The organism is Veillonella sp. S13053-19, assembly GCF_002959835.1.
GTDB lineage: Bacteria > Bacillota > Negativicutes > Veillonellales > Veillonellaceae > Veillonella > Veillonella rogosae.
Window position 1 is genome coordinate 30,731 of the sequence record NZ_PPDA01000008.1, and the last position, 22,058, is coordinate 52,788.

At 38.5% G+C, this 22,058-nt stretch carries 18 protein-coding genes; 15 read left to right on the forward strand and 3 right to left on the reverse strand.

The window, feature by feature from the left end; genetic code table 11:
- Window positions 1-79: 79 nt before the first annotated feature.
- Together VEHSUH06_RS03615 and VEHSUH06_RS03620 are read right to left on the reverse strand one after the other, a co-directional pair.
- Window positions 80-1,327, reverse strand: coding sequence for a sodium/glutamate symporter (locus VEHSUH06_RS03615; RefSeq protein ID WP_105097802.1), 1,248 nt, complete (start codon window positions 1,325-1,327; stop codon window positions 80-82).
- Between the two features lie 485 nt (window positions 1,328-1,812).
- Entirely contained in the window at window positions 1,813-3,408 is a 1,596-nt protein-coding gene (locus VEHSUH06_RS03620) for a peptide chain release factor 3 (protein ID WP_105097803.1), read from the reverse strand.
- A gap of 178 nt (window positions 3,409-3,586) precedes the next feature.
- Between VEHSUH06_RS03620 and VEHSUH06_RS03625 the strand changes: the two genes are divergently transcribed.
- A complete protein-coding gene (locus VEHSUH06_RS03625) occupies window positions 3,587-5,896 on the forward strand; it encodes a DNA topoisomerase 3 (RefSeq protein WP_105097804.1) in 2,310 nt (769 codons plus the stop codon).
- Window positions 5,897-6,063: 167 nt separating this feature from the next.
- On the opposite strand, the gene VEHSUH06_RS03630 is transcribed toward VEHSUH06_RS03625, so the two are convergent.
- A complete protein-coding gene (locus tag VEHSUH06_RS03630; protein WP_105097805.1) occupies window positions 6,064-7,362 on the reverse strand; it encodes a DEAD/DEAH box helicase in 1,299 nt (432 codons plus the stop codon).
- Between the two features lie 560 nt (window positions 7,363-7,922).
- Here VEHSUH06_RS03630 and VEHSUH06_RS03635 point away from each other — a divergent pair.
- The 14 genes from VEHSUH06_RS03635 to hypD all read left to right on the forward strand — a co-directional run bounded on the left by VEHSUH06_RS03635 (window position 7,923) and on the right by hypD (window position 22,058).
- The gene (locus VEHSUH06_RS03635; protein ID WP_105097806.1) at window positions 7,923-8,153 is read left to right on the forward strand and encodes a FeoA family protein; all 231 of its coding nucleotides are present in this window, start codon (window positions 7,923-7,925) and stop codon (window positions 8,151-8,153) included.
- A gap of 12 nt (window positions 8,154-8,165) precedes the next feature.
- Window positions 8,166-10,538 (forward strand): ferrous iron transport protein B, encoded by a 2,373-nt coding sequence (gene feoB / locus VEHSUH06_RS03640; RefSeq protein ID WP_105097807.1) that lies wholly within the window; start codon window positions 8,166-8,168, stop codon window positions 10,536-10,538.
- 231 nt (window positions 10,539-10,769) lie between these two features.
- Window positions 10,770-10,970, forward strand: a complete 201-nt coding sequence (locus VEHSUH06_RS03645; protein ID WP_054747687.1) for a FeoB-associated Cys-rich membrane protein — start codon at window positions 10,770-10,772, stop codon at window positions 10,968-10,970.
- Between the two features lie 110 nt (window positions 10,971-11,080).
- On the forward strand, window positions 11,081-11,341 hold the full coding sequence (locus VEHSUH06_RS03650) for a DUF6110 family protein (RefSeq protein ID WP_004697111.1): 261 nt from the start codon (window positions 11,081-11,083) through the stop codon (window positions 11,339-11,341).
- Between the two features lie 16 nt (window positions 11,342-11,357).
- Window positions 11,358-13,496 carry a heavy metal translocating P-type ATPase gene (locus VEHSUH06_RS03655; protein WP_105097808.1) on the forward strand — a complete coding sequence of 713 codons (2,139 nt, stop codon included), beginning with the start codon at window positions 11,358-11,360 and terminating at the stop codon, window positions 13,494-13,496.
- Window positions 13,497-13,611: 115 nt separating this feature from the next.
- A complete protein-coding gene (locus VEHSUH06_RS03660) occupies window positions 13,612-14,016 on the forward strand; it encodes a hypothetical protein (protein WP_105097809.1) in 405 nt (134 codons plus the stop codon).
- Window positions 14,009-14,851 (forward strand): hypothetical protein, encoded by an 843-nt coding sequence (locus tag VEHSUH06_RS03665; RefSeq protein WP_105097810.1) that lies wholly within the window; start codon window positions 14,009-14,011, stop codon window positions 14,849-14,851. Before VEHSUH06_RS03660 ends, VEHSUH06_RS03665 begins: the two co-directional genes overlap by 8 nt.
- Window positions 14,852-14,901: 50 nt before the next feature.
- On the forward strand, window positions 14,902-15,696 hold the full coding sequence (locus tag VEHSUH06_RS03670) for an ECF transporter S component (RefSeq protein ID WP_105097811.1): 795 nt from the start codon (window positions 14,902-14,904) through the stop codon (window positions 15,694-15,696).
- A gap of 68 nt (window positions 15,697-15,764) precedes the next feature.
- Window positions 15,765-15,908: a six-cysteine ranthipeptide SCIFF gene (scfA, locus tag VEHSUH06_RS03675; protein WP_004693318.1), complete on the forward strand. Its 144-nt coding sequence runs from the start codon at window positions 15,765-15,767 to the stop codon at window positions 15,906-15,908.
- Between the two features lie 183 nt (window positions 15,909-16,091).
- On the forward strand, window positions 16,092-16,553 hold the full coding sequence (gene tnpA, locus VEHSUH06_RS03680) for an IS200/IS605 family transposase (protein ID WP_005380067.1): 462 nt from the start codon (window positions 16,092-16,094) through the stop codon (window positions 16,551-16,553).
- A gap of 277 nt (window positions 16,554-16,830) precedes the next feature.
- Window positions 16,831-18,240 (forward strand): thioether cross-link-forming SCIFF peptide maturase, encoded by a 1,410-nt coding sequence (gene scfB / locus VEHSUH06_RS03685; protein ID WP_105097812.1) that lies wholly within the window; start codon window positions 16,831-16,833, stop codon window positions 18,238-18,240.
- A gap of 35 nt (window positions 18,241-18,275) precedes the next feature.
- Window positions 18,276-20,558 (forward strand): carbamoyltransferase HypF, encoded by a 2,283-nt coding sequence (gene hypF, locus VEHSUH06_RS03690; RefSeq protein ID WP_105097813.1) that lies wholly within the window; start codon window positions 18,276-18,278, stop codon window positions 20,556-20,558.
- 170 nt (window positions 20,559-20,728) lie between these two features.
- Complete coding sequence (locus tag VEHSUH06_RS03695; protein ID WP_105097814.1) at window positions 20,729-20,980, forward strand: HypC/HybG/HupF family hydrogenase formation chaperone; 252 nt, start codon at window positions 20,729-20,731, stop codon at window positions 20,978-20,980.
- Window positions 20,940-22,058: a hydrogenase formation protein HypD gene (gene hypD / locus VEHSUH06_RS03700; protein WP_105097815.1), complete on the forward strand. Its 1,119-nt coding sequence runs from the start codon at window positions 20,940-20,942 to the stop codon at window positions 22,056-22,058. Before VEHSUH06_RS03695 ends, hypD begins: the two co-directional genes overlap by 41 nt.

Genomic DNA, 22,058 nt, shown 5'->3' on the forward strand with positions numbered 1-22,058 from the left:
GATAACATATCATTCTAATACGCTCTTTTTATGCTAATACGATTTTTTCATAAAAAAGGACCCGAATGGGTCCTTTTTATTAGTACAAGAAGCCTGCCATTGTTGTAATGAGGAAGGCGTTTGCAAAGTCGATTAAGAATGCACCTACCAAGGAAACTACGAGCCATGCACGAGGGGATGGACCGTGTTTGCCTGCCAAGGATAACATATTAACCAACGCATTTGGTGTAGCACCTAGACCGAAGCCGATGGCACCAGCGCCAAGCATAACAGCATCGTAGTTGCGACCAAAGATGAAGTAGATAAGGTATGCAAATACACAGATAAGTACACATTGTGCTAGTAAAATTGTAATAAGTGGTAATGCAAGATCGATTAATTGAACGAGTTTCAAGCTGTTGATAGCCATTGTTACAAATAAGGACAATGCTACGTTAGATACTGCGTCAAGTGCAGAGTCATTGATTTTGTAAGCTTTAGTGTAGTCACCAACGTTACGAATTACAGCCGCACAAATCATTGCGCCGATGTATGCTGGTAGTGGAGTAAGAACGGATAAACCAGCACTTACGATAGTACCAATACCAAGTGCAAGACCAATCCACATACAAATTGTTAAAAGATCTTGAGAGTTGAATTGTTTGCCGCCGATTTCAACTTGAGCTTCACTCATGTCAATGCCGTCAGCTTCAAATAATTCAGGATTTTGATAAGGTGTTTTTACTTTGTGCATTTTAATAATGCGTTCACCTACAGGAGCACCTAAGATTGTACCAGCAACCATACCGAATGTTGCGGCTGCAACTGCAGCAGATGCTGTACCAGGGATGCCTAGTAATTGTTCGTAATACGGACCGAAGGCACCAGCTGTACCAAGACCGCCGATCATGGATACAGAACCTGCCATGATGCCGATGATTGGTTCAATACCTAACGCTTTAGCAATCATAATACCTGCTGTGTTTTGAACAACAATCCATACTGCACAAGCGAGGAAGAAGAAGAGAATGAAAATGCCGCCTTTTTTGAGGACTTTCAAGGAAGCCATCAAACCGATAGTAGTAAAGAAAGCGAGCATTAAGAATGTTTGTAGAGAGCCTTCAAATGTAATGTTTAAAATCTTGTAATAAGAAAGAATAGCAGTTAAAAATGCAAATGGAAGGGCCCCTACAGCAGGTGCAGGCATACACATTCTTTGTAAGAATTGTGAATGTTTGTTAATCCAAGTACCTATGAACAAGGTAATAACAGCGAGACCTACGGTTTGGATCATGGACAGTTTTAAAGTCCATACATTGTTGACTAAGGCTAAGTCAATCAGTGGCATAAAATCACTCCTTTAAAAAAATAAACCTATATTTTATGGTATCATGAATGGTCGAAAAATAATATAGAATATACACTGTATAAAAATCTTATATATTTTCTTTACAACACTCACAACAACATTAAAACCTATAATAATATGTATATAAGTATATATAAGTATATATAACTATTTATAATTATATACATAGCATACATGATATGTCAAAAAGTAATATTATAAATTACCTACCTACATAATCATAATATATATATTCGACTTAAATCTGTGATTTTCCTCCTACATATAAAAAAATAAACTGGAATATATTTCTTAAATTTATAATTCTATGAAATATATTCCAGTTTTAAATTTTAAAATTCTTATATAGTCTTATTTTGCTTAGTTTCTTGAAGTCATATGGGGTAAATTTAACCCGTATATACATATAAGGGTATAACTAAAATGTATATACTAATATATAAAATAATTAGAAGTTATAGCTGTTATAGATCATGATGTAGCTTAGGTGTAGTTAAGAAGGTAACATCTGGATTACGTTCTTGTACCCAACCCATTTGCCATTCGTTGGAGATGAGGACTACAGTGCGATCGCGATTATCTTTTACGATCATTGCATTATCAACACCCTTTAAGGATGCTATATCTACCTCCCCGTCAATCCAACGAGCTACACTATATGGCAATGTATGATTTAGTAAATCTACACCATATTCATTTTTGAGGCGATATTCTAATACTTCAAATTGAAGCATACCAACGGCGCCAACTACGAAGGAGTCAAGCGCACCTGGTTGTTCAAAGATTTGAACCGCACCTTCTTGCGCCAATTGAGTCATACCCTTTTGGAATTGCTTACGCTTCATCGTATCTTTTGGAGATACGCGAGCAAAGAATTCCGGTGGGAATACAGGGAAGTCACCGAAGGTTACTTTGTGTTTTTGTGCGCATAGTGTGTCACCTACGCCCATTGTACCAGCATCAAAGACACCGATAATATCGCCAGGATATGCATCCTCCACGATAGTACGTTCTGTAGCTAAGAATTGTTGAGGTTGAGATAGGCGAATCGTTTTGTTGGATTGTCGATGTAATACGGACATGCCTTTTTCAAATTTGCCAGAGCAGATACGCATGAATACGATACGGTCATGGTGGTTAGGGTCCATATTAGCTTGGATTTTAAATACTAAGGCGGAGAAGTCTTCGCTAGTAGGTTGTACTATTTCTTCTACAGCTTGACGTGGAGCAGGGGATGGCGCCAATTCTAAGAATTTTTCTAAGAATGGTTTTACCCCAAAGTTTGTCATAGCAGAGCCAAAGAACATTGGTGTCAATTCACCGGCACGAACCTTATCAAAGTCAAATGGATCGCCTGCAACGTCAAGCAACTCAATATCATCAAGCAAGGCTTGGTATACATCATCACCTAATAACTCTTTCATGCGAGGATCAGTTAAAGCACCTTTTTCAGAGGCTAGTTTTTCTTGACCATGTGTTTCATCTTTTGCAAAGAGCTCGATAGTTTCATGTTCTCTATCGTATACACCTTTGTACTCGCCATTGATACCAATAGGCCAGTTCATAGGGCATGTACGAATGCCAAGAATATTTTCGATTTCTTCCATCAAGTCAAATGGACTACGACCGAAATGGTCAATTTTGTTTACAAACGTAAAGATAGGAATGCCGCGCTCTTTAGATACGGCAAATAGTTTTTTCGTCTGTGCTTCCACGCCTTTTGCTACGTCAATAAGCATGACAGCACTATCAGCAGCCATCAATGTACGGTACGTATCTTCGGAGAAGTCCTGGTGACCAGGCGTGTCGAGGATATTTACGCGACAACCGTCATAGTCAAATTGCAACACGGAACTCGTTACGGAAATACCACGTTGTTTTTCGATTTCCATCCAGTCAGATACAGCGTGTTTTGCAGTTTTACGAGACTTTACGGAACCCGCTAAGTGGATGGCACCACCGTATAATAGTAATTTCTCTGTTAATGTTGTTTTACCCGCATCCGGGTGAGATATGATAGCAAACGTACGACGACGTTGTACTTCTTCTAAAAATGTCATGGTTCACCTCTATTAGTATGTTTGTATAAGTAGATATATATTACAGTTCTACTTTTACAGTCTATATCGTAAAAATTATACATGATTTTTCTAGTTATGACCACTAAATTGTAGTATAATGAGATTTCATAGAACGGCTTGGGGATTAGCCGTTATCTTCATGTTAAGGAGGGGGACCATGCGGTTATTTATTGCAGAAAAGCCATCCATGGCTCGCGAAATTAGTAAATGCTTGCCAGAAAATAAAAATATCCAAAAGCGGAATGGCTATTTTATCCAAGGTGATGATGTAGTGACTTGGGTGGTTGGTCACGTATTACATCAAGCAGAACCGGGCGATTACGACGATAAATATATTCGTTGGCGCCCTCAAGATCTGCCGATTGTGCCAGATGAGTGGAAACTACTCGTTACAGATAGCAGTCGCCAACAGTTTGAGACGGTAAAAGACTTGATCGGTAAAGCGGATATGATCGTAAATGCAGGTGACCCGGACAGGGAAGGGCAACTTTTAGTTGACGAAGTATTGTACTATGTCGGTAATACAAAGCCAGTACAGAGAATTCTACTAAATGCGCTCGATGAAAAATCTATTCGTTCTGCTCTTAATGATTTACGAGATAATAAGGACTTTCATAATTTATATCAATCGGCTTTGGCAAGAGCTCGTGCAGATTGGCTTATCGGTATGAATTTATCTCGAGCATATACTTTAGCTGAACGTTATAAGGGCAATAAGGTGACATTGCCTATAGGGCGAGTTAAGACACCTACTTTGGCGCTCGTTGTACGTAGAGAACGAGAGTTAGCTGCATTTAAGCCAGTAGACTATTTTACTGTAAAAGTTTTGTATAACCATCCTAATGGTGTATTCTGGGCTACATGGCAACCTACAGATGAGCAGAAAGGCTTAGATCCTGATGGTCGTCTCATCAATAAGGCTATAGCTGATGCATTAGTTGAACAGTTGAAAGATGGTCCAGATGGCATTATTAAGGCTGTTACTAAATCAAAGAAGAAAGATGCACAGAGGCTACCATTATCCTTGTCATCCTTACAGGTATTGGCCGGTAAAGCATTTTCCTATGATCCGCAAACTGTGCTTGATACGGCACAGAAATTATACGAGAAGAAATTGACCACCTATCCTCGTTCTGATTGTGAATATTTACCACCGAATCAATATGGTGATCGTAATGCGATTCTCAACAATTTACAGAATGCAGGTGATGAGCGGTTAGCACAGTGGGCTAGTGATGCTGACCGCTCTATTAAGAGCCGCGCTTGGAATGAAAAGAAAATTACGGCCCATCATGCTATTATTCCCACTACGGTTGCTTGTAATATAAATAGCTTATCTCGTGAGGAACGAAATATTTATTTCCTCATCAGCCAAGCTTATATTGCTCAGTTTTATGGAGAGCATGTTTATGAGCAAACTAAAATTATAGTAGAGCAGTGTAAAGAAGAGTTTGTTGCTAATGGTCGTGTGGTTATTGAAGAAGGCTGGAAGATACTCTATAAACGACAAAAGTCTAAGTCTACAACAGATAATGAGGAGCCGGATTTAACCGATGAAAGTGGGGCCGAATCAGATCCTAAAAAAGAAGTTCTTGAAGAGGCGGATCACTTGCCAGCCGTTAAAAAGAACGACACTGTTTTATTTACGGATTCCTCTGTAGAGGCGAAGCAAACAAAGCCACCATCTCGCTTCACGCCGTCTACTTTGTTACAAGCAATGAAGGAAATTCATAAGTTTGTAAAAAATGAAGACTTGAAAAAGCAATTAAAAGCGGTGTCTGGTATTGGTACGGAGGCGACTCGTGCTAATATTATTGACGAGCTCATCAGTCGTGGATTTATGAAAACATCGGGAAAGAAGCAAGTGTTATCACCAACTGAAACGGGCTATCTCTTAGTTGATGCATTGCCTGATGAATTGCTATATCCTGATGAAACAGCTGTATGGGAGGAACGATTGGCGCTCATGAGTGAAGGAGAGGATACATTAGATTCTTTCTTGTCTGATCAGATTAAGTTTTTGAAACATTTGATTGATAAACTGGGCTTTGATAAACAAGACAGTTCTGGTCAGATGATGCCTAATGTGGTTCGCACTATAACGAATCAAAATCGGAAACGCCCTATGGATAATACTGACGTTGATATATCTTCTTTACCTATTTGTCCGAAGTGTAATAAGGGCCGTTTGCAACAGCGGAATGGTAAATTTGGCGCCTTTTTAGGCTGCACCAATTATCCTGCATGTAAGCATACGCAACCTGTTGAAGGTGTAAATCCTAATGGTGAAAGTAATATTGAAATATCTGATGACGATAAACAATATAAATGTCCGCGATGTAAACAAGGTTATTTTGTAAAGCAAGAGGTGAGAGGTCGAATAAGCTGGATTTGTAGTAATCGATCTCAATGTAAAACTCAGTGCTCCGATGTAGATGGAGTACCAAGTATTTACGTGAATAAGTAAATATTAATCTATTATAGTTAAATATATATAATAATATATAGAAACTACTAATGTAGTTTGACAATAAAAAGACGCGTACAGCTATGCTGTGCGCGTCTTTTTTGTTGATATATTCTTTGAAGAGCAATAATATCTTCGTTTACTAAACAATCAATATATATGTTGTATTATCTACGTTTGCCACGACGTCCTGTTTGAGATGTAGATGTGCGGCGTTGGCGTGTGTTGGAACCCTTATGACCACGTGCTTTGTGGGCCTTAGCCTTAGTAGCTTGGTAAGAGCTACTTACTTTAGCTTTAGCTGCTGCTTTTGCACGTTTTGGTGCAGCACTTGCGTTACCCTTAGTTTTGATTTGACCATCTTTAGTGTATTTTGTAAGCGTTGCTTGAATGGCACGCTCGATGCGTCGCAACCAAGATTCATCTTGTGGTGTTGCAAAGGTTACGGCCACACCAGAATTACCAGCACGACCAGTACGGCCAATACGATGGATGTAGTAATCTATATCGCGAGGTACATCATAGTTATATACATGAGTAATACCTTCAATATCGATACCACGAGCTGCAATATCTGTAGCTACTAAGATTTGTGTTTTGGCTTTAGCAAAGTCTCGCAAAATTTGAGTACGACGGCCTTGTGTTAAGTCACCGTGCATTTCTGCGATGTTAAGACCAGCTGCAGTTAGTTCATAGGATAGACGAACGGCACCTTCTCGTTTATTACAGAAAACGATGGCTAAGAACGGATTATCTTCTTCGATCATTTTGATGAGACGTTCTGTTTTCTCTTCAGGGTTCATCATATACACTCGTTGATCAATCGATTCAAGGGTAACATGTTTACCTTCAGCTGTAACAGAAACTGGCTTAGACATATATGCCTTTGCAAGGTTACGAATTTTGTCTGGAATCGTTGCAGAGAATAGTAATAGTTGTCTATTCGCATCTGTTTGACTGATGAGACTTTCAATATCAGGCAAGAAACCCATATGAAGCATTTGGTCTGCTTCGTCTAGTACAACACGGCGAATACAATCTAAATGTAAAGAACCTCGTTTCGCGTGATCTAGTAGGCGACCTGGTGTACCTAAAATCACTTGTGGACGACGACCTAGTTGTTGTAATTGGGCTTCAATTGTTTTACCGCCGATAAGAGGTAGGATATCTACGTTTAGAATAGCTCCAATTTCTTTCGCCTCATCTGCGATTTGTTTTATAAGTTCACGTGTAGGTGCAATGATAAGCACTTGTTCTTGATGTACATCTGTATGTACACGTTGAAGAATAGGCAATAAGAAGGCAAGAGTCTTGCCTGTGCCTGTTTGAGCTTTTGCTATAACATCATTCCCTTTAAATACCACAGGAATGGATTGTTCTTGGATTGGCGTGGGCTCCTTGATACCTTGTTTTTGTAGGGCTTGGATAAGCTCATCGCAAACGCCTAAAGTTTTAAAAGATTTCATGGATAGTCCTTTCTATAATACATATTATATTAATTATACCTTATGCACATAGCAGGGGCAAATAAATTGAATTGTTATCCTTGGTAGTATTATTAGCGGGAAATCATAGATGAATTTTAAATAAAATAGGTGTGAAATTATATTAAAATCACAACTAATTGATAATAAATCGAAAAACAACGATTTAATGAATATTTATGAGAATGAAAAACATTAAAATATAAATATTAAAATAGAGTTTAAAGGGATAAATGAGAATGATTAAGTTATCAGTAATGATAATCTTAGTAATTTTTCTTATTTTATATTTCTACTATGAATTAAGTGTAGAGAGGTAAATACTATACCCAATGGGGTTATCTTGAATCATAATAAAATAATATTCATAGTTAATATGAGAAAAAAATATATATATAAGATAGAAAATAACCTTAAAATTGATAATAATTGTTGAAATTAATGATTGATTTGATATAATAGTTTAAGATATTAATACGCATTCTTATTTGGTGTGGTTAATATGAGGTTGTTAGGTACAAAATATACATAGGAGGTGTAGTATGGCTATCAAAAAATTGAAAGACATGAAGCCAGGTGAGTCTGGTCTTATTGTTGCTCTACATGGCAGTGGCAATGTTAAACATCGTCTGATTGACATGGGCCTTGTTAAAGGTACAAAAATTTATGTTATGAAGTTTGCCCCTTTGGGTGATCCAGTAGAAGTTAAAGTTAAAAACTTTGAATTAGCACTTCGTACAAGTGAAGCTGGTATGATTGATGTAGAGGTATAATAGGAGGTCTATATGGCAGAAAAAGGGCAAATTCGTATTGCCTTAGCGGGTAACCCTAACTGTGGTAAGACTACAATGTTTAACAATATCACAGGGGCGAAGCAACACGTTGGTAACTATGCCGGCGTTACGGTAGAAAAGAAAGAAGGCCATACTAATTTTAATGGTCGTGATTTATTATTTATTGACTTACCAGGTACGTATAGTTTAACAGCACGTTCCTTGGATGAGTTAGTAGCTCGAAATGTAATCGTAAACGATAATCCAGATGTAATCGTAAACGTCCTTGATGCATCTAACTTGGAACGTAACTTGTATTTAGCGGCACAACTGTTGGAACTTGAAAAGCCAATGGTTATTGCTCTAAACATGGCTGACGTTGCTGAAGAAATGGGTATCAAATACGACTTTAAAAAAATGGCTGAATTAACAGGCGCTACAATCGTTAGTACAGTAGGTCGTACAAATATTGGTACAAAAGAGTTGTTAGAAGCAACAATTAGCGTAGCTGATTCTCAAAAAGCACCTGGTGTAACAGTTAATTATGGTGATTTATTAGAAGGCAAAATTGCTGAACTAGTAGCAGCACTTGAAGAAGCTGGTACAGTAACGTATCCACTACGTTGGATCGCTATTAAATTATTAGAAAACGATCCAGATGTGGTGGAAAAAGTTAAAGGCTTTGCGAATACAGAAGCAGTTCTACAAAAGGCAGCAGCTATCCGTGAAGAAATAAAAGATCAAGTTGATCTTGATATAGTATTCCAAGAATATCGCCATCGTTATGCTGTTGAAGTATATAACCAATCTTTAACACAAGCTCCAAAAGAGATAGAAACACGTTCCGATCGTTATGATAAAATCTTAACGCACCGTATTTGGGGCTTACCAATCTTTATGATTGTTATGTACCTATTGTTTGCGTTCGTAAACATCGTAGGTGGTATTCCTCAAGGTTGGATCGAAAATGGTTTCGCTGCATTACAAGCTTATGCAGTTCAGACTATTCCAGCGGGCCAACTACAGTCACTCGTATCTGACGGTATTATCGCCGGTGTAGGTGCCGTACTTTCCTTCTTACCATTGATTCTATTGCTATTCCTTGGTATTTCCTTCTTGGAAGATACTGGTTACATGGCTCGTGCAGCCTTCGTTATTGACCGCGTAATGCGCGCTTGTGGTTTGCATGGTAAATCCTTTATTCCTTTATTATTGGGATTCGGTTGTTCCGTACCATCCGTAATGGGTGCTCGTATCCTTGATAACTATAAGGATCGAATGGTTACTATTTTGATTACACCATTCATGAGTTGTTCTGCTCGTTTACCAGTATATATCTTGTTTGCAAATGCGTTTTTCCCAAATGGTTGGGATAGTACATTAGTTGTATTCTCTGTATACTTCTTGGGGATCATCTTCGGTATTATTTTTGCGAAAATCTTCCGCAAATTTATTTTCTCTGGTGAGGCTGAACCATTTGTAATGGAATTACCTCCTTATCACTTGCCTACATTGAAAGCTACTTGGCTGCATATGTATGAACGTGCTAAGTTGTATATCATCAAAGCTGGTACATTCATCATGGCCGCATCCATCTTGATTTGGGTCATCACTGCGTACCCAATGGATGTAGAATACTCCAAAGATTACGATGCAATGAAAGAACAAGTTGCTCAAGAGTACGAAGTAAAAGATACAGCTACATTAGCTCAATTCGGTATCACTACAGATGACCAAAAGGATGCAGTTGATAAAATTGTAGAAGACATGAAAGCTACTGTACAAGATGCTACTGATGCTGCTAAGAACGCAGGAGAAGATGAACCTGAAGTAGCTGTAGAAGCTGATTCTGCAGCACCTGAATTATTCAATGATATTAAAGATAAAAATAAAGACTTGTTCCCAGCAGCATGGGCAATGTATAAAAACAGTGCTAACTTAGATGCTGAAAATGACAAACTTGGTAAAGAACAAGCTGCGGAAAAAATTGAACAATCCTATGCAGCATCCTTTGGTAAAGCTATCAACCCAGTGCTAGAACCATTGGGGTTTGATTGGAAAATGGGCCTATCATTAGTAGCTGGTTTAGCGGCTAAAGAAGTTGTTATCTCTACATTAGGTACTGTTTACGCTGTTGGTGGCGATGATGTAAATCCAGCTCCATTGACTGATTACTTACAAAATGACCCTCATTTCACACCGTTAATCGGTTTAACAATGATGCTGTTCATCTTAATCTATCCTCCATGTTTGGCAACATTAGCAGTTATCAAACGTGAAACTGGCTCTTGGAAATGGGTTGCATTCATGTTCTTCTATGAAAACACATTTGCTTGGATTGCATGTTTCATCTTCTACAATGTAGGCCTTGCATTAGGTTTCTAATTCGTGAGTCATTAAATACAGTATTTTAGCCACTTTATAGGTGGTTGAAAGAACTGCATTGAATAATTGCGATTTAGTTATAGTTAATTTGAAAATAATACTTGCTAATTATCAATATTCGTGGTTAAATGATAATGAGAAAAGGGAAATATCCTTTTGATATTGCTTTTATCTTATTTATCACTAAGACAGATATTGTGATTTAGTTGATATTGAGAAAGAGGCATAATAATGGATAATCTTGTTATAGGACTCATAGTTGTTCTAGCATTAGCTTATATTGGCTTTAAAATGTTTAAACAAGTTGGCGGTAAAGGTGGCTGCGGCTGTGGCGGCGGTGGATCTGACTCCGGCAAATCATCTAGTTGTGGTGGAAGCTGCAGTTGTGATGGTTCCAATAAAGCGTTAGGCATTAAACGAGCTGATAAGTAATCAGAACAACACTCAAGTTATTGGAAGAGAAGAGGAGTCTCTATAATGGCTCCTCTTTTCAAATATAGTAATTAAATTTTTTATCATATTTAGTAGAAAGGAATATTATCATGTTCAACATCGATCAAAAAAATCTTAAAAACGCTAACTTATTCGCAGCAGGTCTTGCATTGGGTACTGTAGGTCTTAAAGTGTTAACTTCTAAAGACGCTAAAAAAGTATATGCTGGTATCGTAGCAGCTGGCCTTCGCGCTAAAGAAACTGTATTAGAAACAGCTGAAAAAGTACAAGCATCCGCATCTGATGTATTGGCAGAAGCTCAAGAAATCAACGAAGCACGCAACGAAGAAATCTTTGAAGAAAACAAATAATTAGAGGATTGCACATATGTTACAATTTTCTGTAGTAAAAAAACTCAGAAATCGCTTGCATGTTAAGGTAACTGGTCATCACTTTACAGAGGCTGAAGCAGCTTATGTAGAGGATACATTACTCCTTAATGATGCAATTGTAGATGTAACCTTCTACACTCGTAGCAGTCAAATCGCCATTAAACATACTGGCGATGTTGATGCTGTGCGTGAAGCAGTGCTAGGTCTACGCGATTTAGACTTGTCTGAAGCTCCTGCTTTGAACGAATATTCTCCTCGCTTGGTAAATAAAAAATACCGTGAAATGATGATCAACCGTACTGCACTTTACTTAGGTAAAAAAGCAGTGTTGCCGGCACCTATTGCAGCTGCATGGGCTTGGTTTGATGGTATTAAATTTATCGGTAAAGCGATTAAAACATTGTGGCAACGTAAGTTAACCGTAGAAGTACTTGATGGCGTAGCTATTGGTGCTGCATTACTTCAAAAAGACTACCCTACAGCTGGTGCTGTTATGTACCTATTGGGTATTGGCGATATTTTGGAAGAATGGACTCACCGTAAATCTGTATTGAATCTCGCTCAAAGCATGTCTTTGAATGTAGATAAAGTATGGGTTTTGGTTGACGACATTGAAGTGAGCAAGCCAGTTAACGAAGTTGTAGCAGGCGATCAAATTATCATTCGTCAAGGCGAAGTGATTCCATTGGATGGCGTCGTTATCGATGGTGTTGTTCTTGTTAATGAAAGCTCCATGACTGGTGAACCAGAAGCGGTTCGTCGCGATCAAGACAGTTCTGTATATGCAGGTACTGTTGTAGAAGACGGTAAAGCTATTGTAGAAGTACGTAGTACATCTAAAACATCTCGTTACGAAAAGATCGTTAACCTTATTGAAGAGTCTGAACAAATGAAATCTGGTATGGAACAACAAGCATACCGCATGGCAGATAAATTAGTTCCAATTAGCTTTATTGGTGCTGGTTTAACATATTTGTTGACTCGAAATGTAATGAAAGCATTGTCTTTCGTTATGGTTGACTTCTCTTGTGCTCTAAAATTATCTATTCCATTGGCAGTACTTTCCGCTATGCAAGAAGCATCTAAACGCGGTATCACTGTTAAAGGTGGTAAGTTCTTAGAACAAATTGCACAAGCAGATATGATTGTGTTCGATAAAACTGGTACTCTTACAAAAGCAGAACCTGAGTTTGAACAAATCATCCCGTTCAACGGTCATGATGCAGATGAAATGTTGAAATTAGCTGCATGTATTGAGGAACATTTCCCTCACTCCATGGCAAAAGCAATTGTACGCGCTGCTAAGGATCATGACTTGCCTCACAAGGAAATGCACTCCGATGTAGAATACGTTGTAGCTCATGGTATTGCATCTAAAGTCGGTCGCTACCGTGTACGCATTGGTAGTGCTCACTACATCTTTGATGATGAAAAGACAAAAATTCCTGCAGATGAACAAGAAAAATTCAACAATTTACCAAATTCATCTTCTCATATTTACCTCGCTATTGGGGGTACATTAGCAGCGGTTATTTGTATTAAAGACCCTGTTCGAGAGGAAGCAAAACAAGTTATAGCTGATTTACACACTTTGGGTATTAAAAAGATTGTCATGATGACTGGTGACTCGAAACGTAATGCACAACGTGTAGCTGACGAACTCGGTATTGATGAATTACATGCTGAAGTATTACCAGAAGATAAAGCAGCTTATGTAAAACAAGCTAAAGCTGAAGGCTATACTGTTATGATGGTAGGGGATGGCATCAATGACTCCCCAGCTATTTCTGAAGCTCATGTAGGTATTGCGATGAATGAAGGTGCTCCAATCGCTCAAAAGATTGCGAACGTTACTATTTCTTCCGATAACTTACAAGCTCTTGTAGATTTACGCCGCATTTCTATGGCATTGATGAAACGCATCAAAGCAAATTACAATGGTATCGTTGGTTTCAATGGTGCTCTTGTAGGTGGTGGTGTACTCGGTATTATGCCGCCAAGCCAAACAGCATGGTTGCATAATCTATTCACATTGGGTATCGGCTTAGAAAGCATGACTCCATTGTTGAAGAAAGAAGAACAACAGGAAACTGTTCCTACAATTGATGTAACAGCTGATTCTGTAGTAGCTTAATTAAAGACCTCCATACTTGGTAAGTATTTACCGGTGTGGAGGTTTTTCTTTTTTGATGACATTTATCCTTGATTATTGTAAAATACAAAGAGATTACATATCATAGGAGATCTATATGAACATTTTGATAGATATTTGTAAACGATCTTTTTATTTGAATCTATTTATCGTGGTAATTCCGATTATTGCGTATATGATTCATAATGGATCGAGTGCGACAGTAGCATTAGTATGGTATTTGTTGTTATCCCTATTTATGCCTTGGGCGTATTTATCGTTTAAAGACAGTACCTTTGGTGATGGTAAATCTATAAGCCGTATTGCTTACCTAGTGAGTTGGATTGCCATTCATGGCATTGCATACAAAGGCATTTTCCTAGGTGTAGATTTATCTATGTTGTGGGGCTGGCCAACTGTAGGCAGAGATGTGGCTTTTTTAGTGTCTATGTATATTGGTGTTACCATTAGTCTAATTGTTGCTTACGGTTTAACTCGATTAGTGGGAGGCCGTAATGAATAAAAGTTTTTGGCAATTTACCTTTATTTGCGCGCTCTTTGTTAGTGCCGTTACAACAGTACTGTCATTAAGTGGCGCCTTATCATTGCCAGTATTAGTATTTCCTGTATTATCACTGGTGATACCCTTTATGGTGCGCCGACTAAAGAATGCTAAATTTAATGATGACTTGCCATTGCATATGGGCTATCATACATATAGCTGGGCGTGGTGGACTGTATTTTCTTTTCTTCATACGCCGTTTAGCTTTAATATAGGCAATGGTATAACTAAAGCATTACTACTATTTGTAGTGTACTTTATTGTTCAAGTTCTTATTGAACTATGCGGTTTACTAGGAACAAAGTTTTTTAACCGTACCCACCGTTGGGGTATGATCGATGAAGCCCTCGATATAATTGGTTATGTTATACCGATTCCGTTCTTATATATCGGTTCCATTCTACATATTGATTTGCAAGATCCCATGGTATATTTTATGTATGCATCATCAATGAATGTAAATATATTATTTGCTGAGCTTGTTTTGTTGCTAGTATCTTTATTGGTATTTGTATTTTACTTATATCCTCGTGATTTAGCATATAAAGGTGTGCGTTTATTGCGCATTGTTATTACTGCAGCTATGTGGCTTGCTATGAACGCTCATATTTTATATGGCGGCTACATTCCTGAATTTATTTTATCTTTAGTTCCTACCGTTTTCCCAACGTACCAAGGTAATCCGCTTGTATTTATAACGCCAGCTATTTTAGAGGCTGGTATGATAGGTGTGGCTGTAATTATTGGTGCATTGGTAGAGCGTGGTATTATTTCACAACGCCGTGAAAGTATTTAATTTCTAGTTTCGACTTATATCCAGAATGGAATGAGAGCGAAGGAGGATTTATGAACAACAATGAACGTCTAGTGGATGATAACTCAACTGTATCAATCCAAGATAATGAAAAGAGAAATCCTATGGAGAACCCAAAAGCTGAAAAACAAAAGAAAAGTAGTATTACTATTCGTGAACTTACCATTATCGGTTTATTGGCCGGTATTACGATTGCTTTAGGCTTATCTGGCTATGGGATCATCCCATTGGGACCACTCAATGTAACAACACTACATGTACCAACATTGATTGGTGCCATTGTAGAGGGTCCTAAGGTAGGTGGCTTTGTAGGCTTTATTTTTGGTTGCTATAGTTTGTGGCAAAATATTACAGCGCCTAACATATTATCTCCACTATTTATCAATCCCATAATTTCTGTGTTGCCTCGTGTATTGTTCCCAATCTTAGCATATTTAGTATATCTAGTATTGTGGAAAGTGCCTCAAGGCCCACGTATTATCGTTACCGCATTTATGGGCACAATCTTCCATACAATCATGGTTATGGGCTTGATCTTCTTGCTTTACGCAGATATGTTTGCTCTTAAAATGAACCTTAGCCCAGATCAAGTGTTAGGATCTATTCTTTTCTTATCTGCTACTCATGGTATTCCAGAGGCTGTTTTTGCGGCTGTTATCGTTACACCAGTTGCCATGGCATTGCGTAAAGTATTGCGTAAAGATAAGCCTAAGAAAACTAAAGGTGAAGATGTAACTGTAACAGAAGCTAAAGAACCTGAATTAGCTGGAACTACTGCAGTAGAAACTAAAGAAGCTATCGTAAGAGAAGAAAACTTAACGAAATAAGTATTTTACAGGCTTTTTATAAATATGATAAAATAAATATCATTCGATAAGTATTGAGGAGGATAACCATGGCTAAACGCATTCGTACTATCAACACTGAATCCTTACAAAAAACTGCTAAAACTGGCGGTTGTGGGGAATGTCAAACATCTTGCCAATCCGCTTGCAAAACAAGCTGCACAGTTGGTAATCAAGTTTGCAAACAAAAATAATAAAGAGGCTCGCTTAGCGGGCCTTTTTTATTATTGTCTTTAGACTGGTTCGCGACGTAGTCGCGAATCATAAAACCACCCGCTATGCGGGTGCGGCAACGAAAGTTATACAAAAAAATCACCTTGCTTAAGTATAATGTAGGTGTTCAAGCCGCATTATATACAAAAGAAAGGTGATTTTATATGGCAACAAAGACACAGAGCCTTGCGCACACAAAATGGTTATGCAAATACCACATAGTATTTACACCTAAGTATAGACGTAAAGTTATATATAATCAATACAGAAATAGTTTACGTGAAATACTGAGACGTTTATGTGAATATAAGGGCGTCAAGATTATAGAGGGGGAGCTTATGGCAGATCATGTGCATATGCTAGTGTTAATTCCACCTAAAATATCAGTTTCATCTTTTATGGGATATTTAAAGGGTAAAAGTGCGCTAATGATGTTCGATAAACACGCAAACTTAAAGTATAAATTTGGAAATAGACACTTTTGGTCCGAGGGATATTATGTAAGTACGGTAGGATTAAATGAAGCTACCGTAAAAAAATATATACGTGAGCAAGAGTTACATGACCAAATGAAAGATAAACTTAGTGTAAAAGAATATGAGGACCCTTTTAAGGGTAGCAAGTAATACATATCCCCTTTAAGGGGACCGTTACGAGTCAATGGCTATGCGGCTTGAACGTAGTGAAAGCCAGCGCCTTTAGACGCTGGCCTAGTACTACGGGCTTATAGCCCGTGAGCAAACCACCCGTTTTACGGGTGGTTCTGATTTATGTTTATAATACATACCTTGTATGGTATATCTTTATGACTCTTTTCATAACCTTTACGTTAGAAATGTGGTACAATTATCTAGAAAGTTCTATATACTAGAACTTTTACCATACATATCAATTGGAGGTACCATGTTAGAATTAAAACCAATGATCCATAAGTTTCGGATGAAGGATAACTACTATTGCTTAGATGTAAATAGCGGTATTATTCACGTTATCGACGAACTCATCGATAGAGTTCTTGACATATATGATGGCACAAATCGCGATGCGGTACATGCTGCGTTAGATGCTAAAGAAGATGCAGTAGAACTCGATGAGATTATGGATGAGTTAGATGAGCTCATTAAAGCAGAACAATTATTTGCTCCAATGAGTACAGAATTTAAACTTGTAGTAGGTGAAAAGCCTATCGTTAAGGCTTTATGTCTTAATATTGCGCATGATTGTAACTTAGCATGTAAATACTGCTTTGCTAGCCAAGGTGATTACGGCGGTGTAAAACGTGAGTTAATGAGCTTTGATGTAGCAAAACGGGCGGTAGATTTTCTCATTAAAATGAGTGGTCCTCGTCAACATTGTGAAATAGACTTCTTTGGTGGAGAACCGCTATTGAACTGGGATGTTGTTAAACAAACCGTTGAATACATTGAGTCCATTCAAGAACAGCATAATAAAATCTTTAAGCTTACATTAACTACGAACGGCATGCTTTTAACACAAGATAAAATTGACTATGTAAATGAGCATAAGATGAGTCTTGTATTATCCTTGGACGGTCGTGAATCCGTTCATAATGCAATGCGACCAGTAGCAGGTAGTGGTGCCGAGTCTTATAAATATATTGCGAAAAACCTTATCAATGCCGTAAAACAACGTCATGGTTTAGAATACTATGTGCGTGGTACATATACGCATAAAAACTTAGACTTTACTAAAGATGTTATGGCTATGTCTGATCTTGGCTTTGAACATTTGTCCATGGAGCCTGTTGTAGGTGAAGAAGGGGACTATGTTCTTCGTGAAGAAGATTGGCCTGCACTTGAAAAAGAATATGAAAAATTGGCAGATATCTATTTGGAACGTCAATTAGAAGGTTGGGGTGAGAAGTTTAACTTCTTCCACTTCCGTATGGATTTGTACCGCGGTCCATGTATGGCAAAACGTCTTCGTGGTTGTGGTGCAGGTCATGAATATATGGCAATTGTTCCAAATGGTGATATTTACCCATGTCATCAATTCGTTGGTAAAGACGGTTTCGTAATTGGTAATGTGTATGAGGGCTTGCAAAATACAGAAATCCCTAAAGATTTCCGTAACACCCATGTATTCTCAAAACCAACATGTGCTGAATGTTGGGCTAAATTCTTCTGTTCTGGTGGTTGTCATGCTAACAATATTACATTAGGTGGCGACTTAGAAACTCCGTATGAATTTGGTTGTCGTCTACAAAAGAAACGTATTGAATGTGCCATCATGATCCAAGCTGAGTTGGAACAAGCGGGTATCGATGGTAGTATTCCTGTCGCTTTAGGTTAATTATCAATTATTCTCCGAGTATAGTAGGAGTTCATATGAAAGAAAATAGTAATCAAACTATAGAACGCTGGGGAATTCGCTATACCGGTATAGTTCAAGGGGTCGGATTCCGGCCCCTTGTTTCTATGTGTGCCCATTCTCTAGGATTAACTGGTATTGTATATAATGATAGTCACGGTGTATATGTTGAAATACAAGGTCCTCTAGGAGCATTACAACTATTTTTAGATGCTATTCAAGAAGAGCAACCTCGTTTATGCCGTATCACTAGTCAAACAGTGCAGCCGCTTACTATAAAAGATGAGGAAACTACATTTTCCGTTGAACCATCTCCATTAGGAGAAGATGTTAGTACGTTTATCAGTGCAGACACGGCGCCTTGTGAAGATTGCCTTAAAGAGTTACAACATGATAAGCGAAGACAGGAATATTCTTTTGTCAATTGCACAAATTGTGGACCACGATATACGATAATCAAATCGTTGCCCTATGACCGGGAACGAACGACGATGAACGAGTTTCCCATGTGTGAAGCTTGTCTAGCTGAGTATGAAGATATAGAGGGGCGTCGGTATAGAGCTGAACCAAATGCATGCTCTCATTGTGGTCCTCGTTATACTTTATACAAGCCAAATCGCACGGCTGTAGATACGGTAAATGTATGGAATACAACGCGTGAATTGATCAATGAAGGTAGCATTATCGCTATAAAAGGGGTAGGTGGCTATCATCTTGTATGCGATGCACGAAATGACGCGGTTGTACAACGCTTACGGAAGCGTAAGAATAGGCCTCATAAGCCATTAGCTATTATGGTTGGTTCATTAGATACAGCTATAGAGTTAGTTCAAATTAGCGATGTAGAACTAGATGTATTGACGGGGATGGAACGTCCTATTGTGCTATTAGAAAGAAATCATAATAGCTCTGTCCGTTTAAGTTCTCACGTAGCACCTGATAATCATATGCTAGGCGTAATGTTACCGTATACACCGATGCACGAGGTCTTATTACCCTCTGATGCAGCCTGGGTTATGACTAGTGGTAACAAAAGCGGTGATCCCGTATTATATAATGATGACCAAGCGTTTAATGAGCTAGGTGAGGTGGCAGATTATTTTCTCGTTCATAATCGTGAAATCTACGCACCTCTTGATGATTCTGTAGTGATGGTTATCAATAATAAACCACGCTTTATTCGTCGCAGTCGTGGCTACGTACCTGAGCCGATTCATTGTGAAAGCATAGAGGCGACACCGATACTGGCTATGGGCAGTGATTTAAAAAACGCTTTTGCCCTCAATAAAGGGAATGAAATTTTAATAGGGCCTCATATTGGTGACCTAGAAAATGCATCTACCCATGAAACGCTAGAGTGGACGATTAATCGATATGAAAATTTATTTTCCATAGAACCTGAAAAAATAATTATAGATAGTCATCCCCAATTTTTCTCCTCTCATTTAGGGGAACGTATTGGGGCAAGCTCACAAATACCAGTTGTCACGGTTCAGCATCATCATGCACATATAGCCTCTGTTATGGCTGAACACAATTTGATAGGCCCTGTACTAGGCATTGCTATGGATGGTACTGGTTATAGTCCTGATGGTACCATATGGGGAGGAGAGTTTCTTCTCTGTAAAGGCAATCAATATCAACGATTAGCTCATATTCATGAGGCACCTTTACCAGGTGGGGAAAAAGCTGTCTCTGAGCCTTGGCGTCAAGCCTTGTGGTACATACGTAATTATTATGGAAATGATATTCCATCTGCTTACCAAACATGGATGGAAAATCTTCCGAAAGGTTGGAAAATTCTAGATAAAGCATTGCAATCTACAATGCCTATGATACAAGCAACTAGTTGTGGGCGTTTATTTGATGCTGTAGGATCTCTCTTAGGGCTAGGTATGATACATACATATGATGCACAGATTACCATTGCCTTAGAAGCCTTATGCGGCGAAGAAAAAGGTTCTTTACTTGACTATAATTATGATGGGAAAGTTCTAGACTTTACACCTACTGTACAAGCCATTATGGATGGCGTTGTACAAGGTGAATCGCCTGCTCATCTAGCCGCATCTTTCCATAAAACGATTGCTATTGCAGTTTGTGAAACTGCAGCTGATTTAATGGAACGTTATAAAATTAGCGATGCTGCTATATCAGGCGGCGTATTCCAGAACCGTAAATTAGTAGAGTTGATCTATCGTGCATGGCATGTAGGCAATTTATATATGAATGAAGCTGTACCAGCTAATGATGGAGGACTTGCTTTAGGCCAATTATGGCTTGGGAGTCAAATCCGATAGTTAGGCTGAGCTATTTGTAGCGGCTATCACTAAATAATGTTTGTAATTGTGATACAATCATATTAGATATATTTATATATTCTAAGGAAGATTTTTTGAAAAGCTTCTGATTAAAGTGAATTTTTTACTATATAAACGAGTGTTATTAGAAATAAAGATAAGGAGATAGTATGTGCTTAGCTGTACCAGCTCAATTAATTGCTGTGAATGATGCTATTGGCACTGTTGAATTGACGGGTGCTACACGAGACTGTAGCTTGCTCCTCGTACCAGAAGCAAAGGTAGGGGACTGGCTATTAGTTCATGCAGGTTTTGCAGTACAAATTGTTGATGAAGAAGAGGCTCAAAAAACATTAGAGGCCTTTAAGGAGTTAGAAGAACTTGAAGAAGCTTACTTTGCAGGAAAAGCAGAACACAGCTGATACATTGTTAAAACGTATCAATGCACTTCATGAACCTGACGAAACTGTGCGGCTTATGGAGGTGTGTGGCACACATACAGTGTCGATTTTTCGAGAAGGTCTTCGTCAACTATTGCCAAGTGGCATTGAACTTGTTAGTGGACCAGGATGTCCTGTATGTGTAACGGATCAAACATATATGGATAAGGCATTAGCCTATGCCGAACGTGAGGATACTATTATTGCTACCTTTGGGGACATGTTAAAGGTTCCTGGTAGTTATAGCAGCCTCAGTGAAGCTCAAACTAAGGGGGCTCATATCCATGTAATCTATACACCTTTAGAGGTGATAGAATTAAGCAAAAAACATCCAGAAAAGAAAATAGTCTTTTTAGCTATTGGCTTTGAAACGACTATAGCAGTCATTTGTGCTACTGTGAAAGCTGTTCACGAGGCAGGACTAAAGAATGTTTTCTTCCTCGTATCTCATAAATTAGTACCACCTGCTTTGCGGGCTTTACTAGATAGACAAGAAGGCCATATTGACGGCTTTATCTTGCCGGGCCATGTGAGTGTTATTATTGGCGAAGAACCATATGGTTTCTTACCTGAAGAATATGGTATTCCCTCTTGTATCGCTGGCTTTGACGGCTTAGAAATTCTGTCTGCTATTGCTAATATTTTAGAGCAACGAAAAACTGGTAATATTGTTGTGGGTAATACGTACCATTCTGTAGTTATGCAGAAGGGGAATCCTGTGGCTCAAGCTATGATGAAGGAAGTTTACGACATATGTGATGATGCATGGCGTGGTATTGGTATTATTCCAAACTCTGGCTTGGCTTTAAAAGATAAGTATGCCGCTTATGATGCTGAGCGTGCGCTACCCATTGAGCTAGAGAAACCATCCCTTGATCCAAAAGGGTGTCAATGTGGACGAGTTTTGCAAGGCCTTATTAAACCAAGTGAATGTCCATTATTTGGTAAAAGTTGTACTGCGGATCATCCCGTAGGGGCTTGTATGGTCTCTGTAGAAGGTAGTTGTGCTGCTTGGTACAAATATGGATATTCCAGTGGTGGATCGACGTGGGAGGATTAA